Here is a 22,372-nt window from a genome sequence, read left to right as displayed (position 1 = left end):
ACAGGTTATGAAAAAACAAAATGAGGTAAATAAATGGCAATGAATCCAATTGTTAAAGCACAGCTTAAGACTTTCAAAGAAATGAACCCTAATGAAAATATGAGCGAATCTGACCTCTTTGAGGTGATGTCAATATTTGCATTGGAAAATGGCGTTCTTGGAGAGAACATAGATCCATTCAAAGCCCATCTTAAAGGCTCAGAGTTTGGTATTGACGGTGTCGCCATTTCCATTCAAGGGGCACTTTGTACTGATGTGGACGAGGCAGCTGAAATCCTATCAACAGGGAAGAATCACACCTCAGAGTTTCATTTCTTTCAATCGAAGACATCAGACAGCTTAGACTATGGTGACATCTCAAAATTTCTCGATGGGGTACATGATTTTTTTACTACTCAAACCTTAGTAAAAGGTCCGCAATTAGAGAGCCTTGTCGAAGTAAAAGATCAAATCTATGCCACGGCGACTAAAGTAAGCCCATCACTGAGGTGTTACTATTGCACAACCGGTTCCGGTGAGGTTTCTGGTGTCATCCAGCAATTGATTGATATGAATAAAACCCGCCTAAGTGAATTAAATATCTTTAACGATATTCACATTGAATGCATCGGTGCCAAAGTTATTCAAAATGGATTTCGCTCTGCTACCAATTCATCATCGGCAAAACTAACCTTCCAGAAAGCAATAACTTTGCCAAGCCACGATAAAGTTGATGAGGCTTACATAGGATATGTTCCTGCATCAGAGATATTAGCAATTGCACTTGGAGACCCAGACCAAGAGGGGATTAGACATATAAATAGAGCACTATTTTACGACAATGTCAGAGACTTCAACCCAGACTCAGAAATAAACAAGTCGATTATTTCTGAGCTGGAATTAGGGGACGACTCGTCATTTGTTTTCAAAAACAACGGAATTACCGTCGTTTCAAAAAGCATAGACCGTAAAGGTGATATATTTACCCTTGAAGACTATCAAATTGTAAATGGATGCCAAACTACTAATATATTGGCATATATTAAAAGCAAAGCTGACGGTATTTCGGTTCCATTAAGACTAATTGGATGTAGCGATACTGAATTTATTTCCAGCGTAATCATTGGCACAAACCGCCAAAACGAAGTCAGAGAAGATCAGTTCTGGGCGATGCGTCCTTTCATGAAAGATTTAGAGGAATACTGCGCTTCACAAAGCAGCGATTCCAGAATTTATATTGAAAGGCGAGATAACCAGTATCGAGAAATTTTAATTGAACGCACGCGTATTCTTCGCCCTTCAGACTTAATGAAAGTTGCCGCGGCTATGTTCTTTTACCAACCAAATCGCGCCGCACGAGACCATAGGGGTATACGAAAAGAATTCTCAAGCAGAATTTTCTCGGAAGGTCACAATGTTGAACTTTATCATATGGCTGCGCTTGCATTGTATAAGTTTGACTATCTGGTACGCACGGCAAAAGTTGACAGGTCGCGAGTTATTTACCGTTTCTATGCCTTATATGCACTAGTAAGAAAACAATGGGAAACACCCAATATTCTAGATGCATCACCAAAAAGCCAGAAAAAAGTTAAAGATGCTATCTTGGCTATTTTGGATGATAATGATTTATTTGCATCTCACATTGAGGAAGTTGCGAATCATCTCGAAAAGATAATATCTGAGTCAGAAATAAGTACTCGTGAAAAAATTCGAGACTATATTAGAACTGAAAGTGTAGTAGAGGCGTTTACTCGTAGACTATTTCCTAAGCAGAGTTAATAACTTAAGGGAGGAGTTTTAATTGTGAACCACATTTTTTAAAAAAATCGGTTAATAGCACTGATTCAGTTAGAGAATAGTTGGTTGATTCATTAGTTGTGTAGAACCTGGAAATGCTAGTCATTTCCGGGTTGTTTTGCTAATAGCTCAGTTTCTCGGAGGTGTTACTGAAATGGAGTACCAATTTTGTCCACACACGAATATGAGTAAAGATTCGTTTCAGGCACAGAGTTGCCGTCATACCATAGCGCACGCGCCCCAAAAAATGGCGATAAAGTGGCGACTCAATCGGTGTATGACTGCAAACCAAGGCAATAACTGGCAAGCTATGCCATTGATTATTATATTATATATATAATTTCATTAGAGCTAAGTTGATACTCATAATCCCTTGGTCGCTGGTTCAAGTCCAGCAAGGGCCACCAAACTTTAGCTTTAGATTCAAAAAATTAAGCCACTTCTCGCGAAGTGGCTTTTTTAATGGCTAATCAACGTGGCGCTAAAGTGTCGCTCCGGATTTACAAGACGCCCTGCGCCAGCATAGCATCGGCGACTTTTACGAAGCCGGCGATGTTCGCGCCGCGCACATATTGCGTCTGCTGGCTTTCTCCGCCGTATTCAACGCAGGACTGATGGATGTCCAGCATGATGTGGCGTAAGCGCGCATCGACTTCTTCGGCTTTCCAGCTCAGGCGCGCGGCGTTCTGTGCCATCTCCAGACCAGACGTTGCTACGCCACCGGCATTCGCGGCCTTACCCGGCGCAAACAGCACACCTGCCTCGATAAACAGATCCGTTGCTTCAATGGTCGTTGGCATATTCGCACCCTCGGCTACGGCTTTCACGCCGTTGGCGATGAGCGTGCGCGCAGCCTCTGCATCCAGTTCGTTTTGCGTGGCACATGGCAGCGCGATATCTGCAGGTACGTTCCACGGCTGTTGGCCTTCGAGATACTGAAGCCCCAATTTTTGCGCGTAATCCGCCACACGGCCATCGCGGCTGGCTTTGATGTTCGTCAGCAGCGCCAATTTTTCGGGGGTAAAACCGGCTTCGTCGACGACAGTGCCGTTGGAGTCAGAGGCGGTGATCACACGAGCGCCCAGTGACATGGCTTTCTCAATCGCGTATTGCGCGACGTTGCCCGAGCCGGAAACGGCCACGCGCATGCCTTCGAAATCCAGACCGTGGCGTTTTAGCATCGATTCAGTGAAATAGATCAGGCCGTATCCAGTGGCTTCGGGGCGGATCAGGCTGCCGCCAAATGACAATCCTTTGCCGGTGAACACGCTGGCGGTGTTGTTGGAGAGCTTTTTCATCATGCCCGCCATATAACCGACTTCTCGCCCGCCGACACCGATATCGCCCGCAGGAACATCAGTGTCCGGCCCGAGGTGACGATACAGTTCGAGCATCAGCGCCTGACAGAAGCGCATTATCTCACCTTCGCTTTTGCCTTTCGGATTGAAGTCACTGCCACCTTTTCCGCCGCCCATCGGCAGCGTAGTCAGCGCATTCTTGAAGGTCTGCTCGAAACCAAGGAACTTGAGGATCGAAAGATTTACCGACGGGTGAAAACGCATACCGCCTTTATAAGGGCCGATGGCCGAGCTGAATTGCACGCGCCAGCCACGGTTCACTTGCACCTGATTTTTATCATCCACCCACGCAATACGGAACTGAATAACGCGCTCCGGCTCAACAAGACGCTCAAGTAAAGCCGAACGACGGTACTGAGGATTTTGTTCGAGGAACGGCCAGAGAGTCGTCATGACTTCTCGTACCGCCTGAGAGAATTCGACCTGATGCGGGTCACGCTGCTGGACTGAGGATAAGAACTGTTCGAGGGATTGAATCTGATCCATTGACTAAAAACTCCGTTTCTAAGTGATGTTGTTTTTGCTTTTTACGACTTAATTATTTACGGCTTATTTTTTGACTATGCATCGACTTACAAACGAACATCAAGGAATTTTTCGCTCCAGGAACCTGCACCCTGGTTTAAAATTTACGCCCCTCCAGACGAAGCAATAACTCTTTATTTGCAAGCCCCCCTGCAAAGCCGGTGAGCTTACCGGAAGTACCGATCACCCGGTGGCACGGTGCAACAATAGAAATCGGATTGCGGCCATTGGCGGCACCGACGGCGCGGACCGCTTTCGGGCGTCCGATGCGGCGGGCAATATCGCTATAACTGCGCGTTTCGCCAAACGGAATTTCAAGCAAGGCAGCCCAAACTTCTTTCTGGAACTCGGTACCGGTGAAATCGAGATCCAGCTCAAAACGGGTTCGTTTACCCGCAAAGTATTCATTGAGCTGTTGTTCGGTTTTCAGCAAGACCGGGAACGCAGGGTCTTCGATCATATCACCCAGTTTCACTCGCCCATCGATTTCGCATTCCCATAAGATAGCCGTCAGCTTGTCACCCTTGGCGGCCAGCGTCAGTAATCCTACCGGTGAATCTATTCGCTTGAATCTGTATTCCATCTGCTCTGCCCTCTGCGTATATAGCGAACGACACTTTAGCGGAAATGCCGGAAGTGAACCAAGGGGAAAAACAGGGAATTGCGGGATGTATTCCGTAAAAATTTCGGGAAATGAAAGCGTTACATACAGGAATGTAACGCTTTAGGAGTAGGTTTTAAGAGGAAGTTACTTCAGCCCGAGCTGCGTGCGCAGTTCGGTTTTTGCCGCGTCGAATTCAGCCTGGAAATCCGGCTGCTCTGCCATTTTTTGGGCGATCAGCGCGGCGCCAGTGCGGCTCATCACGGTATCTGAACGGTAATGGAAACCGGCCACCAGACGGTTTTCGGCATACACAGACGCACGGGCAAACAAGGCGTTACGTTTTTCCGGCACCAGATCGCCGAGCACGGTCGCCATCAGATAACCGACGGTGGAATGCCCGGAAGGCCAGGAACCGGATTTAGATTTTTTCAGCAGCGGATGGATCTGCTCATCGAGCATGTACGGACGCGGGCGGTTGAACGCTTTCTTGGCGTGATCGTCCACCACGTCTTCGGTCGCAATCACGCGGTCAAACAGCGCGGCGGTTTTCGGCAGTTTTGCCGCGGTAAAGTCTGGTCCCATCACATCTGCAAAGCGCCAGACATTCTCTTCGGCGTCAGCGACCGCAGCCTTTTCCTGTTCCGGCGTACGGGTGGCCTGGATCTCCAGCAGCTCTTTCAACTCGGCTTTTGTCTGCGCGGAATCATCTGCCGGTGGTGCCGGCAGGTATTTAGTCAGATCAAGTTCCTGGCTGGTGATAAAGGGTTTGGCCTCGTCCGCAGCCTGAACGGCGAAGGTCGAACCCAACGTGAAAAGCAGCAAAGCGATGACGGACTTACGCACGGTGAAATTCCTAATATGAGTTTGAATATCAGGAGAATAGTCAGTAAATGTGACGGTTCAATGACAGCTATGCGCCGAGCAGACCGAGTTTACCGGTGAGTTTTCTGACGACTTTTTTATTGCCCGCCAGCGCGATCCCCAGCAATTGCAAATCTGCCGTCGGCACCCCAGAAACCGCCTCGCGAAACGCGGCGTAATCGGTGGTCTGTTGCCCTTCGACCGGAAAAATGATGCCGTCCATCTCGTCGTCGTTCAATAAATGCTGATGAAGATGCGTCAGTTGTTCGCTGTTCGCGACCAGCACACTGATACCAATCGGAATAAGCCCCGGATGCTGGCGTTTATCGGCGTCAATGAGCGGTGCGCCGACCAGCACCGGATGGCGTTGCCCGAGCGTCAGCGCCAGTACGGCAGCGGCATTGGCGGCATGTCCGGTGGAGAGTTGCTGATTGATGACAATCACGCAGCGTTCAGGGGGCGATAAAAGCAGGGTTGCAGGGGTAGTCATTGTTATGGGCTCCGGTTGAGTTGAAACCCGAGCTTAGCCTGTCGCGTTTTCTCAATCTGGAAGATTTGTGCACAGACGCCGGTAATGTGCCGGGGTGAGCTGATAAGCGCGGCGGAACCAGCGCCCGAGATGGCTTTGATCGGCGAAACCTAAATCAGCCGCCACTGTGGCAGGCGTGCCTCCTGCGGCCAGCCCGTCGCGGGCACGGGTCAGTTTTAGCTGGATGAGATAGGCGTGCGGCGGCAGACCGAACTCAGCTTTAAAAGCGCGGCTGACTACAAAACGACTTTCACCGGTGGCGGCGGCCAGCTGGTCGAGGCCGATGTCTTCATGCAGATGCGCGTGCAGATATTCCCGCGCCTGATGCGCCACCCGCGACCAGGGGACAGAAGGCTGTGACGGCGACGGCTGCCACGTCAGGTGTCCGCCCAGTGCGCCGAGTAATCCGTCGAGCGCGGTCTGGCGCACTATGCGTAACTCTTTGCCGTGCAGCGCCTGAAACGCCCGCGAGGTGGCCAGCGCCAGCTGCGGATCCTGCGCTAAGGTATTTTCAAAACTCGGGTCACCCGCGCAAGAAAGAGTGTCGCGCCGCGCGGCCAGCTCGCGGCTGAGCCACTGCGGATCGAGATACAACATGTGATAGGTAAAACCGCCGGGTTGGATGGCGTCACCGTCGTGGATTTCCCCCGGTTCGAGCATAAAGACTTTGCCCGGCAGGCTCTGATGTTTCTGGCGGCGACAGCTGAACTGCTGCAATCCCTGCTGGGTAACGCCGACCAGATAACTGTCGTGCCAGTGCGGATCGTAAGCGTGACCTTCGAAATGGGCATGGATCGTCTCGATCCCGCTGTCTGTATCTTTCGAGAAATTGACCCAGTTTGCAGATGCCATACATTCCCCGCCGAATGAATTAACAACAGGGTAACAAACGGGAGAGATGAATAAAACAGGGCATGATTAAACGCCTCCCCCTGCGAAGGGGAGGCGTTTAACGGGTGACTGAGATGCTATGAATACCCCACCCCAACCCTCCCGTTCGCAGGAGAGGGAGTTACCGCTTAACGCTTTCGATAAAGGTTTTACGGGCTGTTTTTGAGCCCAGACGTTCGGCTTCATCCAGCAATTTCAGCGCTTTATCCACGTCGCCCGCTTTCACTGCTTTCTTGATAGCATCATTGAAATAGCTTTCTGAATCGCTGAGCATTGGCTCGCTCGGCTTCGCCGGTGCAGCAGCAGGTGCAGCGGCGGCAGGCTGGGTATTACCGACGACCACTGGCGTGGCAGCAGGCGCTGTGGAAGACGGGAAGATCTGGCCGATCATCACGTTACCCGTTCTCTGTTCGGCGCTGACTTTCAGGCTCAGGGTACCTGTTGGGGTATGACGGGCGATCGGATCCGGGATATCCGGCACGGCGTTACCCACGCCAGCTGCAAAGGCTTTGGCCGGGTTGGTCATCTGGGTGGTGCCCGCCAGATCCTGACGCGTGGTGTACACCAGCAGATAAATTTGTTTTTGACCCAGCGCTGGCGTCAGTTTCAGAGTGCCTTCCAGACGATCGCTGGAGACGATCCCCGGCTTCTGGTACGGGAAATAGCTGGAAGGGTAAAACGCTGCCGGGCGCATTTGCTCATCGAGCACTAACACGTTCGGCGCATAAAGGGTTTTGCCGGTGGCAATACTGGTCAGCGTGATCTCAAGGGATCCGCGATCGGCAGGCAAAGAATACGCCCCGACGGCACCCTGAATATCACCCTGATTAATCTGTACGCTGGAGGTTCCGAGCGTCACATCCTGCGTCACTGGTGGAACCAGCGGCGTCCATGAAAGGTTGCGTAAGGTCTGGCTGGAAATCGCCGGTGCCGTATTCGCATCATTTTGCGCGGCATAGGCCACCGCAGGAACAGCACCCATCAGGCTCAGAGACAGACACAGTGACAGCAGATTTTTTCTCATTGTTATTTCCTTTTGAATCACCATGAAGGCTGGCGGCTACCGTTGGCATTCCGCCAGCCAGCACATCTTCTTTACTGCGATTTTTTTTAAAGCTTACATTGCCATTTTTCCACACTCTTTCGGGTTGCCGGAAGGCGGCAAGCGTCCTGGTCCCCGGAAACGCAGACAACTACGTGACCGGGGCGAGGACGCGCAGCCAACGCATCGGCAGCGCGAAGGAGGAAGGAAAAATTTACCACCAGATTTCCATCTGGGCACCGAATGTCACTTCATCGTCGTTACCACGGCTGAACGTACGGGTGCTGGTGTCATTCATCGCTAAGCCATTGTTTGCGCCGCTGTCGGTGTCGTAACCCCATTTCTCATCCCAGTTCGCATAGGTGGCGAACACACGGATGGCCGGACGTGACCAGATGCTGTCGCCGGCCTGCCACTGTTGTGCCAGAGTGACTTTGTACTGACCGTTAGTGTCGCTGGTACGCTGAGATTTCACGTTGTCGTAACCGACTTCCAGCAGGGTACTCATGATTGGCGTCCATTTGTACATCGGGCGCACACCCACGGTGTACCAGGTCGCACCGTTGTTGTTGTCGCGGTCAACGTCCTGATACATCGCCACGTACATCAGGCTCCAGGTGTCGTTGAAGTCAATCGCACCGTGATCCAGAACGCGAACCATGTGGCCGTTGCTGTTGATGTTGCCGCCGTTAGAGTGCCCCGTCGCTGCGCCGGTATTTGGATCCGTCATGGAATCCGTCGCGTATTGCAGGACGAACTTGTTGTAACCGTTGTAAATACTTTGCGTATGTTCTGCAGTCAGCAACACGCCGTCTTTGGCAGAGTTTTTATCCAGTGAGTAACCGTCACGCGCATTGGCACGACCGTAATCCACACCCAGTTCCAGCACGCCGCCTGGGTTCAGGTTCAGACCGGCCAGACGGACGTCGAACACGTCGTTGGAGGTCGGTACTTCGTTACGCTGATCGGCGATATACCCGTAGGAACCGCCACTTTCAGTGTTACGGGTCGCAGCCAGAGACAGCTTGCCGAAGCCCAGATCCACATCTTCCAGACCGGCACCCGGACCTGAAATATCCCAGTAGTAGAAGTCGATCATGTGAACGTCATGACGTTGGTAGAAACGCTTACCAGCCCAGATGGTGGAGCCCGGCAGCCATTCGATCAGGTTCTTACCCTTCACGTTTGCTTCGCGGAAAGCCGGATCGGTTGACTCCCAGTCGTTCTGCTGTGAAACGGAATACGCGACGTTGGTATCGAAGTAGAAGCTCTTATCCCCTTCTTTCCACACTTCCTGGCCCAGTTTTAACTCGGCATAAGTTTCGCACTCGTTACCCAGACGGTATTTGCTGTCAGCACCGGTGGCTTTAAAACATTGCTGCTCGCCGCCGCTGCCAGTCCAGCCAATGCCCGAACGGGCATAACCGGTGAAATCCACTGCCATTGCTTGTGTAGAAAGGATGCCAGCAGCCACTGCCAGCGCCAGGGAAGAACTACGCATTGTGATCATCATTTTCTCCTGTAGGGGATCGCGTGCTTTCAAACACCAGGTTCGGGGTGTAACCGGCGACAGGCTGTTCCATCCTCGTGGAACAGGTGGCAGCGGTGTGGCGGCAAACCGATGGCGAATGTTGCACCTTCTTCTACCAGCACCACGTCGTTCTGGCGGTACACCAGGTTTTGACGAATTGCCGGAATTTGGATGTGAATCTGTGTTTCGTTGCCCAACTGCTCGACAACCTGTACCTCGCCGGAGAGCGTCACTTCGGCGACGTCACTTGGCAGAAGGTGTTCCGGGCGGATCCCCAGCGACAGATTGCTGCCGACTTTCACGTTGCCGCCTTCCACCGGCAGCCAGACCTGCTGGCGGTTCGGCAATTCGACCTGCACGCGTGAAGCTTCGGCACCGGTGACTTTCACCGGCAGGAAATTCATTTTGGGTGAGCCGATAAAACCGGCGACAAAGCGGTTGGCAGGATAGTGATACAACTCGAGCGGCTTACCGACCTGCGCGATATGTCCGGCGTCGAGCACCACGATTTTGTCGGCCAGCGTCATCGCTTCGACCTGATCGTGGGTCACGTAAATCATGGTGCGTTTCAGGCGCTTATGCAGACGTGAAATCTCGATACGCATCTGTACACGCAGCGCGGCATCTAAGTTGGACAGCGGTTCATCGAGCAGGAACACCGTCGGCTCGGCAACCAGCGTACGGCCAATCGCCACGCGCTGACGCTGTCCGCCAGAAAGCGCTTTTGGACGTCGGTCCAGCAGATGCGCCAGCTGCAATACTTCAGAAACCTGATTCACGCGCTGATTGATTTCGGCTTTCTTCGCACCGGCGAGCTTCAGGCCAAAGGACATGTTTTCTGCCACGGAAAGGTGCGGGTACAACGCATAAGACTGGAACACCATGCCGATGCCACGTTCAGCGGGCGGCACTTCATTCATACGTTTATCGCCAATCTTCAGCTCGCCGGAAGTGATGTCTTCCAGGCCGGCAATCATGCGCAGCAGCGTCGATTTACCACAGCCCGACGGGCCGACAAACACCACGAATTCGCCTTCGTCGATGTCCAGGTTGATGTCACTGGAAATCACGGTGTCGCCAAAGGCTTTGTACACGCTGTTAAGGGAAACGCTCGCCATCCTGAACTCCTGTACTTGCTGCCAGCGATGAAACTCAATGCAACGAAGAGTGAAGGATTAGGCGTAAAGCGTAATCATCCGTAACAAAGTTTTTCATGGGGGAGGAGCAGGGAGGATGACGAGTTCGCGCAACCGGATGAAAGTTCACATCAAAAATCAAATTCGTGATCTGAATGGCAAAAATCGAACCATATTTTTGAGTGATGAACCACATAACGCCTGAGAGTGTCGGCGGGATCACATTCTGAGAGGCGGGGGCGTAGAGGGGGGGATGATGAAGCTCCGGCGGGTTGAATCCACACTGGCGTCGTACCCTGTCTTTTCCGTCTATGACGTTAGAAAAACCGACTCCCTACAGGAATAAAAAGGATTGGATTATGACCCTCAGCATTAAGGTTCCTTTCATCAAGAAAGTCGTGAAACACACACTGGCACTCTCAGCGCTGGCGACGCTGGTGTTGTCATCTTCCGCTTTTGCCAAAATAGAAGAAGGAAAGCTGGTCATCTGGATCAACGGTGACAAGGGCTATAACGGCCTGGCGGAAGTCGGCAAGAAATTTGAGAAAGACACCGGCATTAAAGTCACGGTAGAACATCCGGACAAGCTGGAAGAAAAATACCCGCAGGTTGCAGCCACCGGCGGCGGCCCTGACATCATCTTCTGGGCGCACGACCGTTTTGGCGGCTACGCACAGTCTGGTCTGCTGGCTGAAATCAGCCCGGATCAAACCTTCAAAGACAAACTGTTCCCGTTCACCTGGGACGCCGTGACCTTTAACGGCAAGCTTATCGGCTACCCGGTCGCGGTCGAAGCGCTGTCGCTGATTTACAACAAAGACATTATCAAAGAAGCGCCAAAAACCTGGGAAGAAATCCCGGCGCTGGACAAGGAGCTGCGTGCTAAAGGCAAAAGCGCCATCATGTGGAACCTGCAAGAACCGTACTTCACCTGGCCAATCATCGCCGCGGATGGCGGTTATGCCTTCAAGTTTGAAAACGGCAAATACAACATTAAAGACACCGGCGTGAACAACGCGGGTTCTCAGGCAGGCCTGCAATTCATCATCGATCTGGTGAAGAACAAGCACATCAACGCCGACACCGATTACTCCATCGCCGAAGCCGCCTTCAACAAAGGCCAGACCGCGATGACCATCGACGGCCCGTGGGCATGGTCAAACCTCGACAAGAGCAAAATCAACTACGGCGTGACGCTGCTGCCGACCTTCCATGGCAAACCGTCTAAACCGTTCGTCGGCGTGCTGACTGCCGGGATTAACGCCGCCAGCCCGAACAAAGAACTGGCGAAAGAGTTCCTCGAAAACTACCTGATTACCGACGACGGTCTGGCGGTAGTGAATAAAGACAAACCACTGGGTGCAGTGGCGCTGAAATCTTATCAGGAACAGCTGGAAAAAGACCCGCGTATCGCCGCCACCATGGAGAACTCCAAAAACGGCGAAATCATGCCTAACATTCCGCAGATGAGTGCCTTCTGGTACGCAGAACGCAGTGCAATCATCAACGCAGTGAATGGCCGTCAGACCGTTCCGCAGGCACTGAAAGACGTAGAAACACGCATTACCAAGTAATGATTGTGATGTCGTTGATGAAGTTAAGGTAATGAAATAAACGGTGCGGCCTGATGAAGTCCGCACCGTTACTAAAAGGATTTCCCTATGCCAGTAGCCAAAAAACGACCGCTCGGCAACGCGTTAAAATGGCTGGCCATCGGCCTGCTCGCCTGCTTATCCGGTTACCTGATCGTGCTGATGTATGCGCAGGGTGAATACCTCTTTGCCGTTCTGGCGCTGATCCTCTCCAGCCTCGGCCTCTATATTTATGGCAACCGCCGTGCCTATTCGTGGCGCTACGTCTATCCCGGTCTGGCCGGGATGTCGTTATTTGTGCTGTTCCCGCTGGTGTGTACCATCGCGATTGCCTTTACTAACTACAGCAGCACCAACCAACTGACTTTTGAACGTGCGCAGTCGGTGTTAATGGGCCGCGAATTTCAGGGTGGAAAAGCACTGAATTTTGCACTCTTTCCTGCAGGTGAGAAATGGCAACTGGCGCTGACATCCGCAGACAGCAGCGAAACACTGGTCTCTCCGCCGTTTGCCTTCGACGCCTCCGCGCTACAAACGCTGGAAATGACGCCGCAGGCCGTTCCCGCCGGTGACAAAGCCGGATTACGCGTGGTGACGCAAAACCGTCTGGCGCTCGGTCAACTGGCCGCCAGACTGCCCGACGGCGAAACCCTGCGCATGAGTTCCCTGCGCCAGTTCTCCGGCACCCAGCCGCTGTACAAACGGGCTGACGACGGCAAACAGCTGACCAACGCGCAAACCGGCACAATCTACCGCCCGAACATGGACACCGGTTTTTATCAGGCAGTGAACGCCCAGGGCGAATGGCAGGCTGAAAAACTCAGCCCCGGATTTACCGTTGGCATTGGCTGGCAGAATTTCCTGCGCGTCTTCCACGATGAAGGCATTCAGAAACCGTTCCTGTCGATCTTCGTCTGGACAATTGTTTTCGCGCTGCTGACCGTGGTGCTGACCGTCGCCGTCGGCATGGTGCTGGCTTGCGTGGTGCAGTGGGAGGAGCTGAAAGGCAAAGCGGCATACCGCATCCTGCTGATCCTGCCGTATGCGGTACCGGCCTTTATTTCGATTCTGATTTTCAAAGGCTTATTCAACCAGAGCTTCGGTGAAATTAACCTGATGCTCAGCGCGCTGTTTGGCATAAAACCGGCGTGGTTCAGCGATCCGTGGACCGCCAAAAGTATGATCATTATCGTCAACACCTGGCTGGGTTACCCGTACATGATGATCCTGTGTATGGGTCTGCTCAAGGCAATCCCGGACGATCTCTACGAAGCGTCAGCAATGGACGGCGCCACGCCGATGCAGAACTTCTTCCGTATCACGCTGCCTTTGCTCATCAAACCTCTGACGCCGCTGATGATCGCCAGCTTCGCATTCAACTTTAATAACTTTGTGCTCATCCAGTTGCTGACCAACGGCGGGCCGGACATGCTCGGCACCACCACACCGGCCGGACATACCGATTTGCTGGTCAGTTACACCTATCGCATCGCCTTTGAAGGCGGCGGCGGACAGGACTTCGGGCTGGCGGCAGCGATTGCCACGCTCATCTTCCTGTTGGTTGGCGCGCTGGCTATCGTGAATCTGAAAGCTTCACGCATGAAATTCGACTGAGGAGAAACAAACAATGCCAATGGTTAAACCTAAGTCGCAAAAAGTCAGATTACTGGTGACGCACCTGTTGCTGCTGTGCTTTCTGGCACTGATCCTGTTCCCGCTGCTGATGGTGTTCGCCATTTCGCTGCGCCCCGGTAACTTCGCCACCGGCAGCCTGATCCCGGATCAGGTCTCATGGGATCACTGGAAACTGGCGCTGGGGATCGCCGTCACCAACAGTGACGGCAGCATCACGCCGCCGCCATTCCCGGTGATGCTGTGGTTGTGGAACTCAATCAAAATCGCCGCGATCACCGCCGTCGGGATCGTCGCCCTGTCCACCACCTGCGCTTACGCCTTTGCCCGCATGAAGTTCCGCGGAAAAAGCTCGCTGCTTAAAGGGATGCTGATCTTCCAGATGTTCCCGGCGGTACTGTCACTGGTGGCGTTATACGCCCTCTTCGACCGCCTCGGCATGTACGTGCCGTTCCTCGGACTGAACACCCACGGTGGTGTGATTTTTGCCTACATGGGCGGCATCGCGCTGCACGTCTGGACGATCAAAGGCTACTTCGAAACCATCGACAGCTCGCTGGAAGAAGCGGCTGCGCTGGACGGCGCCAGCCCGTGGCAGGCTTTCCGGCTGGTGCTCCTGCCGCTGTCGGTACCGATTCTGGCCGTCGTCTTCATTCTTTCGTTTATTGCTGCAATCACTGAAGTCCCGGTCGCCTCCCTGCTGCTGCGTGATGTCAACAGCTACACCCTGGCGGTCGGCATGCAGCAATATCTCAACCCGCAAAACTACCTGTGGGGCGATTTCGCGGCGGCAGCGATTCTGTCCGCCATACCGATTACGGCGGTCTTCCTGATTGCTCAACGCTGGCTGGTCGGTGGCCTGACGGCGGGGGGAGTGAAAGGGTAACTGATGTAAAAGCTAATGCGCTTAATCCCAGCAATGGGTGTTCTACTTGTTTGATTCCCTGTGTCTTGGGCGGCTTAATAAGCCGCCTTTTTTTTATCCGCTGAGCCCTGCATTCTGAAAGACTCATTGAGGGCGGCTTCGGCAACTCGCATCACAGAGCACCGAGGTCATGCAACAGCACGGCGTACACCGGGTGGATTATCGCTTTATCCCGACCCCATAACGGCGGTATGAGCTTTACAGCATCGTCTTATGCGCCCTTTACGCAGCAGCCTGTTCACACCCTTCACGCATAAAAAAGGGGCTCTGCCTTCAGACAGAGCCCCTTCTCTCACTTCCTTCATCAACCTCAGCTCACTGACACTTTCCTGCGGCGTTTATCGAGGTCTTTAATCAGCTTATTCACCTGCTCATCGCCGAACATTTCTTCCAGCGTATGAGAAAGCTTACGTCGCCAGTTTGGGTATTCGTCACTGGTGCCGGGGACGTTTACCGGCGCGTCCATGTCGAGCCAGTCTTCCGGCTGCAGGCCAAGCAACGCACAGGCGCTGTCGGCGACGTAGCGTTGAAGCCCACGATTTAGAACCGGCGTCATTTCCATCAGCGCCGCTTTGCGTCCGGTTTTCTTCGGAATGCAGTCGTAGTGATGCAAACCGTCGAGCAGACCTTGTCGCGCACGCGCGCGGTCGGCGTACAGCGCCTGTAAAACCTCTTCGTCACGGTACAGACCAAGGGTTTTTCCGAGCGCCAGATCGTCGCTTTGCCAGTATCCGCGCAGCGTGGGCAGATCGTGCGTGGTGATGGTCGCCATCGCCTGAACCGGATACGACTGCGGCGCACGGAAGTTATTTTCTTCGTCGCGCTCGAAGTACAGCACTTTATAGGAATAAACGCCGCTCTCGCGCAGCTTGCTGACGATCTCCACCGGTACGGTGCCCAGATCTTCGCCGATCACCATGCAGCGGTGACGCTGGCTTTCCAGCGCTAAAATCGCCAGCAGGTCGTCCACGGGATATTGCACGTAAGCGCCTTTATCCGCCGTTTCTCCGGCAGGGATCCACCACAGGCGCAACAGCGTCATGACGTGATCGATACGCAACGCGCCGCAGCTGGTCATGTTAGAACGCAGAAGATCGATAAATGGCTGATAACCACGCCGGACCATGACATGCGGATCCATCGGGCGCAGATCCCAGTTCTGGCCGAGCGGGCCGAGGATATCCGGCGGAGCACCGACCGAGGCTTTCAGGCAATACAGTTCACCGTCTCCCCAGGTTTCAGAACCGCCTTCAACCACGCCGACCGCCAGATCGCGGTACAGGCCCATCGGCATATCTTGCTGCTGGCTGGTGTGATAACAACTGGCAAACTGCGTTTCCGCCAGCCATTGCAGCCACAGATAAAATTCCACGTCTTGCGCATGTTGCTCGCAGAATGCCCGAACCGCCGTGCCGCGTGCATCGTGATATTTTTCCGGCCAGCGGTTCCAGCCGAGTGCCACGTCAGTTTCTTTCGCCAGATGCTCGTAAAGCGCGTCGAACGCCGCCTGTAAATACAGGCTTTCGCCGCCCTGCTTCACAAAATTCGCCAGCGATTTCACCTGCGCATCCTGCGCCTTACGGCCCAGGAAATGGGCATAAGCGAGACGTAAACCTTCCAGTTTGAGCGGCATCACTTCGGCGTAATCCACCCAGTCGCTGGCGCGTGCCGCCTGCAAACGCTGCTGCGTCAACGGCCTGTGCCACCAGATCTGCGCTTCTTCACTTCGCTTAAAATCGTCCACTGCCGCTACGTCGATATAAATGACGTTCAGCCAGCGTCGCGAAGACGGGCTGTAAGGGCTGGCGGCCACCGGATTGGCCGGATAGAGCGCGTGGATTGGATTGAGGCCGACAAACGCCCCGCCGCGTTCAGCCACGTTTTTCAGCAAAACGTTGAGATCACCGAAATCACCGATGCCCCAGTTGTTCTCCGAGCGCAGCGTATACAGCTGCACGCACGCGCCCCAGAGTTTTTTTCCGGCCAGCAACGCGTCAGGTTCATAGCAGCGTTTCGGCGCGACAATGATCCGGCACGCCCACTCCTGCGCGTCCTGCGTCAGCGTCAGCTGGTGATAACCGGTGGGAATTTTCCCCGGCAACGCCAGTGTCATTTTGCCGCTGACGCGACCCTGTGTGGTACCGCCATTTTCCAGACGCAGCGTCCAGCCATATTCGCCGTCACCGCCGACCGGCAGCGCCAGCCGGCTGCCGGTGACGAACACTTTAACCGCTGGCACCGGCGTGATGGCCGGGCGGGATTGTGCCACCCAGCCCATCGCCGACAACAGCTCACGTTTGGTTTCCGGCGCGATGGCCTGCTGTTTGCCGTGCGCATTAATAAAACCAGAGGAAATCCCCGCCTCCCTGGCGGCCTGCTCCAGTGCTTTATTTTCCATGGGGGCTCCTTAACGTTTCGCCTGCCAGATCCGCTGCTGATAATCACGGATCGAACGGTCGGAACTGAACATCCCGACGCGGGCAGTGTTGAGAATGGTTTTACGCGTCCACTCCTGCTGATCGCGATACAGAACATCGATTTTCTGTTGTGCTGCGCAGTAATCCGCGAAGTCAGCCAGTACCAGATAAGGATCGCCGCCGTCCAGCAAACTGTCCAACATCAGGCTGAACGCCTGTTTGTCACCGTTGCTAAAGAAGCCGCTTTCCAGTTCTTTGAGGATCTTATCCAGATGCTTGTCTTTCTTACGCAGTTTGAGCGGATCGTAGCCTTTAGCCAGCAATGCTTTGACCTGATCGACGGTATTGCCAAAGATAAAGATATTGTCCTCGCCGACCTGTTCGGCGATTTCGACATTCGCCCCGTCGAGCGTGCCGACGGTCAGCGCGCCGTTAAGCGCCAGCTTCATGTTGCCGGTGCCTGACGCCTCTTTACCGGCGGTGGAAATCTGCTCGGAAACATCCGCCGCCGGAATCATCAGTTCCGCCACTGACACGCGGTAATCCGGAATAAACACCACCTTCAGGCGATCGCGCACCAGTGGATCGTTATTCACTTTTTCAGCGACCTGGTTGATGGCGTAGATAATATTTTTCGCCAGGTAATAGCCAGGGGCCGCTTTCGCGCCGAACAGGAACACGCGCGGCACCATGTCCATTTCCGGGTTATCACGCAGCTGACGGTACAGCGACAGAATATGCAGCAGATTCAAATGCTGACGTTTGTATTCGTGCAGGCGTTTGATCTGCACATCGAAAATCGCGTCCGGGTTCAGCGTCAGACCCATTGTGTGCTGAACATAGTCCGCCAGTTTGATTTTGTTCTCGCGCTTAATCGCCTGATAACGCTGACAGAATTTCTTATCGTCGGCGTAGCTTTCCAGCCCTTTCAGCGCATCAAGATCGTTCACCCACTCGGTTTTCAGCGTCTCGTCGATAAGCGATGACAGCGCCGGATTGCACTGTTTCAGCCAGCGGCGCGGCGTGATGCCGTTGGTGACGTTATGGAATTTGTTTGGCCACAGCAGGTGATATTCCGGGAACAGATCTTTGACCACCAGCTCGGAGTGCAGCGCCGCGACGCCGTTCACCGCAAAGCCGCTGACCACGCACAGGTTCGCCATACGCACCTGTTTGTTCTGATGTACGGAAAGTTTTTCCCACACCGCTTTGTCGCCCGGCCACTGTTTTTCGACCACTTTTTTAAAGCGGGCGTTAATCGCTTTAATCAATGAGAAGTGGCGCGGCAACAGGCTGCGAACCAGTTTTTCATCCCAGCACTCCAGCGCTTCCGGCATCAGCGTGTGGTTGGTGTAGGCGAACGTCTGGCTGGTGATCGCCCATGCGGCGTCCCAGTCGAGCTGATGCTCGTCGATCAAAATACGCAGCAGCTCCGGGATGGCGATGGTCGGATGGGTATCATTAAGCTGGATCACTTCGAACTTCGGCAGATCCTGAATTTTGCGGCCAAGGAAATGGTGGCGGCGCAGAATATCGGCAACCGAGCAGGCGCACTGGAAATACTGCTGCATCAGGCGCAGGCGTTTTCCGGCCTCATGATTGTCGTTCGGATAGAGCACTTTGGTGAGCTTCGCAGCATCAATCCCTTTCTGCTCGGCCTTGAGGAATTCACCGTCATTGAACAACGTCAAATCAAACGGATGCACGTCGGTCGCCTGCCATAAACGCAGCGGCTGAGTGACGCCATTTTTATAACCCACCACCGGCAGATCCCAGGCTTCGCCACGCAGGGTGAACGCCGGATGCCACTGTTCCGCGCCCGCATCGTTCTTCGTCAGCTTGCCGCCAAACGCCACGTCCACTGACAGCGAACTGTTGTGGCTGAACCACGGATAGCTTTCGCGATGCCAGTTGTCCGGCGCTTCCTGTTGCTTGCCTTCGCTAAACGACTGGCGGAACAGACCGTACTGATAATTCAGACCATAACCGGTCGCCGGTTGTCCGACGGTCGCCATTGAATCAAGGAAACAGGCTGCCAGACGCCCCAAACCGCCGTTGCCCAGCGCCGGGTCGGTTTCCTGCTCCAGCACATCCGCAAGCTCTACGCCCTGCTCCTTAAGCGCCTGCTGCACGGTGTCGTACCAGCCGAGATTGATCAGGTTATTGGCGGTAAGCCGGCCAATCAGAAACTCCATCGAAATATAGTTAACGTGGCGCTGTGGCGTTTTCCCGGCCACCGGCGCAGGCTGCGCGCTCAGCTGCTCGGAGAGCGCGCCACTGGTCGCCTGCCACCACTGATGTGGCGTCATGTCCTGTGCCTGCTGCAAACCGAATCCCTGCCACTGGCGTTTTAGTGCGGCCAAAAATTGTGTCTTATCCAAAGTCACCTGCATCACATGCCTCTTTATATTCGGGAATTTGTAGGGAAGTACAATATTGATAATCACTATGCTGACGCTTGTGTCTGTGAGCAGCATCATCCCGCCAAAGATTAGACAGGGAGGAGAAACGGGGCGTAGTCGGAGGAGACGGGCTCTCAGGGTAGCCGTACGAAAAGTCTGATTGAAATTTGTGATACAGAGCAACTTAACGGCATGTAAAAACGTAACATTCTTGCAATCAATGTTTCAAAGGAGGACTTTAGAAAAAGTGATTAATTACGCGCTGTGAAATAATTAAACCGCCCCTCTGCTTACCGTCAAAAGAATCGAAAAAAATGCTGATCCCGTCAAAACTCAGCCGCCCGGTGCGGCAGCAAAACACAGTGGTTCGCGATCGTTTGCTGACGAAGCTCACGACTGCGCCTAATTACCGTCTTACGCTGGTCGCCAGTCCGGCAGGCTACGGCAAGACGACGCTGGTGGCGCACTGGGCGGCGGGGAAAAGCGATCTGGGCTGGTATTCTCTTGATGAAAGCGACAACCAGCCGGAGCGTTTTGCCAGCTATCTGATTGCTGCCGTACAGCAGGCCTGCGGCGGCCACTGCGTGAAAAGTGAGGGGCTGAGCCAGAAGCATCAGTACGCCAGTTTATCCGCGCTGTTCGGGCAACTGTTTGTGGAGCTTTCCGACTGGCACCGGCCACTGCTGCTGGTGATTGACGATTACCATTTGATTTCTAACGACGCCATCCATGAAGGCATGCGCTTTTTCCTGCGTCATCAGCCGGAAAATATTTCGCTGGTGGTGCTCTCACGCACTCTGCCGCCGCTGGGCATCGCCAATCTACGCGTGCGTGACCAGTTACTCGAGCTCAATGCCTCGCATCTGGCCTTTACCCACCCTGAAACGCAGCAGTTTTTCGACAACCGTCTGAAAGACCCGATCGATCATGCCGACAGCAGCCGTTTGTGTGACGACGTCGCCGGATGGGCCACCGCGCTGCAACTGATCGCGCTCTCAGCACGCCAGTCCACCACCTCGACACAGCAATCCACCCAGCAGTCGGCGCGTAAACTCGCCGGGCTCAATGCCAGCCATCTGTCGGAATATCTGGTGGATGAAGTATTGGATCGTGTGGATGCCCCGACCCGTGATTTTCTGCTGCGCTGTTCATTACTGCGTTCGATGAATGATGCGCTGATCGTGCGCCTGACCGGCGGCGAAAACGGTCAGCAACGTCTTGAAGAATTAGAGCGTCAGGGGTTATTCATCCACAGAATGGATGACACCGGCGAATGGTTTAATTTCCACCCGTTATTCGCGATTTTCCTGCGCCAGCGTTGCCAGTGGGAACTGGCCGCACAACTACCGGAAATTCACCGTGCCGCCGCTGAAGGCTGGCTGGCACAGGGGTTCCCGGCGGAAGCGATTCATCACGCGCTGGGCGCGGAAGACATTGATTTATTGCGCGATATTCTGTTGCAGCACGCCTGGGCGCTGTTTAATCAAAGCGAACTGGCACTGCTTGAAGAGTGCCTGAACGCGCTGCCGTACGAACGCCTGATACAGAATCCTAAACTGGTACTGTTGCAGGCATGGCTGGCGCAGAGTCAGCATCGCTATGCCGAAGTCGAAGCCCTGCTGGTGCGCGCCGAAAGCGAGATGCAGCAGCGCAATATCGTAATGGAACAGGATATGACCGCCGAATTTGATGCCCTGCGCGCGCAGGTGGCGATCAACGATGGCCGTCAGGATGAAGCGGAAAAACTGGCCGCCGACGCCCTGCGTTTCCTGCCCTATGAAAGCTATTACAGCCGCATCGTCGCCACCTCAGTGACCGGCGAAATTCAGCACTGCAAAGGCGATTTAACCCGCGCGCTGCCGCTGATGCAGCAAACCGAACAAATCGCACGGCGCTACGAAGCCTATCACTATGCCTTATGGGCGCTGCTGCAACAGAGCGAAATCCTGATTGCGCAGGGCTTTTTACAGGCAGCCTACGAGATGCAGGATCGCGCGTTCGAACTGGTGCGCGAGCAGCATCTCGAACAGTTGCCAATGCATGAATTCCTGCTGCGCCTGCGTTCACAGCTGTTGTGGTCATGGTCGCGCCTTGATGATGCCGAAGACGCCGCGCGAAAAGGCCTCGACGTGCTGACTAATTTCCAGCCGCAGCAGCAATTACAGTGTCTGGCGATGCTGGCGAAATGCTCGCTGGCGCGCGGTCAGCTCGACAACGCCCATCACCATTTACAGCGCTGTGAAACCCTGCTCAAAACTGGCCAGTATCATATCGACTGGCTGACCAATACCGACAAACCTCGCGTGATTTACTGGCAGATGATTGGTGATAAAGCCGCAGCCCGCCAGTGGCTGCAACAGGCGCGAAAACCGGACATGGCGGATAACCATTTCCAACAGGGACAGTGGCGTAATATTGCCCGGATGCAGATTCTGTTGGAGAAATTTGACGAAGCGGAAGTGGTGCTCGACGAGCTCAATCAGAACGCACGCCAGCTGCGCCTGACCAGCGATCTGAACCGCAATCTGCTGCTGAGCAATCTGCTTTACTGGCACACCGGCCGCAAGAACGACGCGCAACGTGTGCTGATTGAAGCGCTGGGGCTGGCGAACCGCACCGGCTTTGTCAGCCATTTCGTTATCGAAGGGGAAATGATGGCGCAACAGCTGCGTCAGCTGATTCAACTCAACTTGTTGCCCGAGCTGGAACAGCGCCGGGCGCAGCAGATTTTGCGCGAAATTAATCAGCATCACCGCCACAAGTTTGCGCATTTCGACGAAGGTTTTGTGAATAAACTGCTGACTCATCCGCAGGTGCCAGAGCTTATCCGCACCAGCCCGCTGACCCAGCGCGAGTGGCAGGTGCTCGGCCTGATTTATTCCGGCTACAGCAACGATCAGATAGCCGGTGAGCTGGACGTCGCCTCTACCACCATCAAAACGCATATCCGAAATTTGTATCAAAAACTTGGCGTCGCGCACCGGCAGGAAGCGGTCCAGCAGGCCCAGCATCTGCTGCAGGTCATGGGCTACGGCGCGTAATACTTTCTTAAATGCAGTTCTTTGATAACGCACGGCCATGATTTGGCGGTGCGTTATACATAAAACGTATTAGCGAACAATTTCTGCTCATTCCCTCTGCTCATAAA

At 54.0% G+C, this 22,372-nt stretch carries 15 protein-coding genes; 5 read left to right on the top strand and 10 right to left on the bottom strand.

Annotated elements, in window-relative coordinates:
- Positions 1–33 precede the first annotated feature (33 nt).
- Positions 34–1,761, top strand: coding sequence for an AIPR family protein (locus tag I2123_RS04805; RefSeq protein WP_213051885.1), 1,728 nt, complete (start codon positions 34–36; stop codon positions 1,759–1,761).
- 518 nt (positions 1,762–2,279) lie between these two features.
- Here I2123_RS04805 and gdhA read toward each other — a convergent pair.
- From gdhA to malK, 8 genes are all read right to left on the bottom strand, one after another.
- Positions 2,280–3,623, bottom strand: a complete 1,344-nt coding sequence (gene gdhA, locus I2123_RS04800; RefSeq protein ID WP_112164639.1) for an NADP-specific glutamate dehydrogenase — start codon at positions 3,621–3,623, stop codon at positions 2,280–2,282.
- 136 nt (positions 3,624–3,759) lie between these two features.
- Entirely contained in the window at positions 3,760–4,245 is a 486-nt protein-coding gene (locus I2123_RS04795) for a methylated-DNA--[protein]-cysteine S-methyltransferase (RefSeq protein WP_213051884.1), read from the bottom strand.
- Between the two features lie 165 nt (positions 4,246–4,410).
- Positions 4,411–5,109 carry an acid phosphatase gene (locus I2123_RS04790; RefSeq protein ID WP_213051883.1) on the bottom strand — a complete coding sequence of 233 codons (699 nt, stop codon included), beginning with the start codon at positions 5,107–5,109 and terminating at the stop codon, positions 4,411–4,413.
- A 67-nt stretch (positions 5,110–5,176) separates the two neighbouring features.
- Positions 5,177–5,617 carry a DUF2000 domain-containing protein gene (locus tag I2123_RS04785; protein ID WP_112164636.1) on the bottom strand — a complete coding sequence of 147 codons (441 nt, stop codon included), beginning with the start codon at positions 5,615–5,617 and terminating at the stop codon, positions 5,177–5,179.
- A 51-nt stretch (positions 5,618–5,668) separates the two neighbouring features.
- Entirely contained in the window at positions 5,669–6,508 is an 840-nt protein-coding gene (locus I2123_RS04780; RefSeq protein WP_213051882.1) for an AraC family transcriptional regulator, read from the bottom strand.
- Positions 6,509–6,668: 160 nt separating this feature from the next.
- Positions 6,669–7,571, bottom strand: coding sequence for a maltose operon protein MalM (malM, locus tag I2123_RS04775; protein ID WP_112164634.1), 903 nt, complete (start codon positions 7,569–7,571; stop codon positions 6,669–6,671).
- A gap of 232 nt (positions 7,572–7,803) precedes the next feature.
- Complete coding sequence (locus tag I2123_RS04770; RefSeq protein ID WP_167457506.1) at positions 7,804–9,102, bottom strand: maltoporin; 1,299 nt, start codon at positions 9,100–9,102, stop codon at positions 7,804–7,806.
- A 26-nt stretch (positions 9,103–9,128) separates the two neighbouring features.
- A complete protein-coding gene (malK, locus tag I2123_RS04765) occupies positions 9,129–10,238 on the bottom strand; it encodes a maltose/maltodextrin ABC transporter ATP-binding protein MalK (RefSeq protein ID WP_112164632.1) in 1,110 nt (369 codons plus the stop codon).
- Between the two features lie 377 nt (positions 10,239–10,615).
- On the opposite strand from malK, the gene malE reads away from it, so the two are divergent.
- From malE to malG, 3 genes are all read left to right on the top strand, one after another.
- Positions 10,616–11,830, top strand: a complete 1,215-nt coding sequence (gene malE / locus I2123_RS04760; RefSeq protein ID WP_112164631.1) for a maltose/maltodextrin ABC transporter substrate-binding protein MalE — start codon at positions 10,616–10,618, stop codon at positions 11,828–11,830.
- Between the two features lie 87 nt (positions 11,831–11,917).
- Positions 11,918–13,462, top strand: a complete 1,545-nt coding sequence (gene malF / locus I2123_RS04755) for a maltose ABC transporter permease MalF (RefSeq protein WP_213051881.1) — start codon at positions 11,918–11,920, stop codon at positions 13,460–13,462.
- A gap of 13 nt (positions 13,463–13,475) precedes the next feature.
- Positions 13,476–14,366 carry a maltose ABC transporter permease MalG gene (gene malG, locus I2123_RS04750; protein ID WP_112164629.1) on the top strand — a complete coding sequence of 297 codons (891 nt, stop codon included), beginning with the start codon at positions 13,476–13,478 and terminating at the stop codon, positions 14,364–14,366.
- Between the two features lie 349 nt (positions 14,367–14,715).
- Here malG and malQ read toward each other — a convergent pair whose 3' ends face one another.
- Complete coding sequence (malQ, locus tag I2123_RS04745; protein ID WP_213051880.1) at positions 14,716–16,803, bottom strand: 4-alpha-glucanotransferase; 2,088 nt, start codon at positions 16,801–16,803, stop codon at positions 14,716–14,718.
- A 9-nt stretch (positions 16,804–16,812) separates the two neighbouring features.
- Positions 16,813–19,215, bottom strand: a complete 2,403-nt coding sequence (gene malP / locus I2123_RS04740) for a maltodextrin phosphorylase (RefSeq protein ID WP_120078301.1) — start codon at positions 19,213–19,215, stop codon at positions 16,813–16,815.
- A 323-nt stretch (positions 19,216–19,538) separates the two neighbouring features.
- Between malP and malT the strand changes: the two genes are divergently transcribed.
- On the top strand, positions 19,539–22,265 hold the full coding sequence (malT, locus tag I2123_RS04735) for an HTH-type transcriptional regulator MalT (protein WP_213051879.1): 2,727 nt from the start codon (positions 19,539–19,541) through the stop codon (positions 22,263–22,265).
- Positions 22,266–22,372 lie beyond the last annotated feature (107 nt).

Source organism: Rahnella inusitata (assembly GCF_018288855.1).
In the GTDB taxonomy this organism is placed as follows: Bacteria; Pseudomonadota; Gammaproteobacteria; order Enterobacterales; family Enterobacteriaceae; genus Rahnella; species Rahnella inusitata.
Note: the sequence above shows the minus strand (reverse complement) of the source record. Positions and strands in the feature narration are given on the sequence as shown.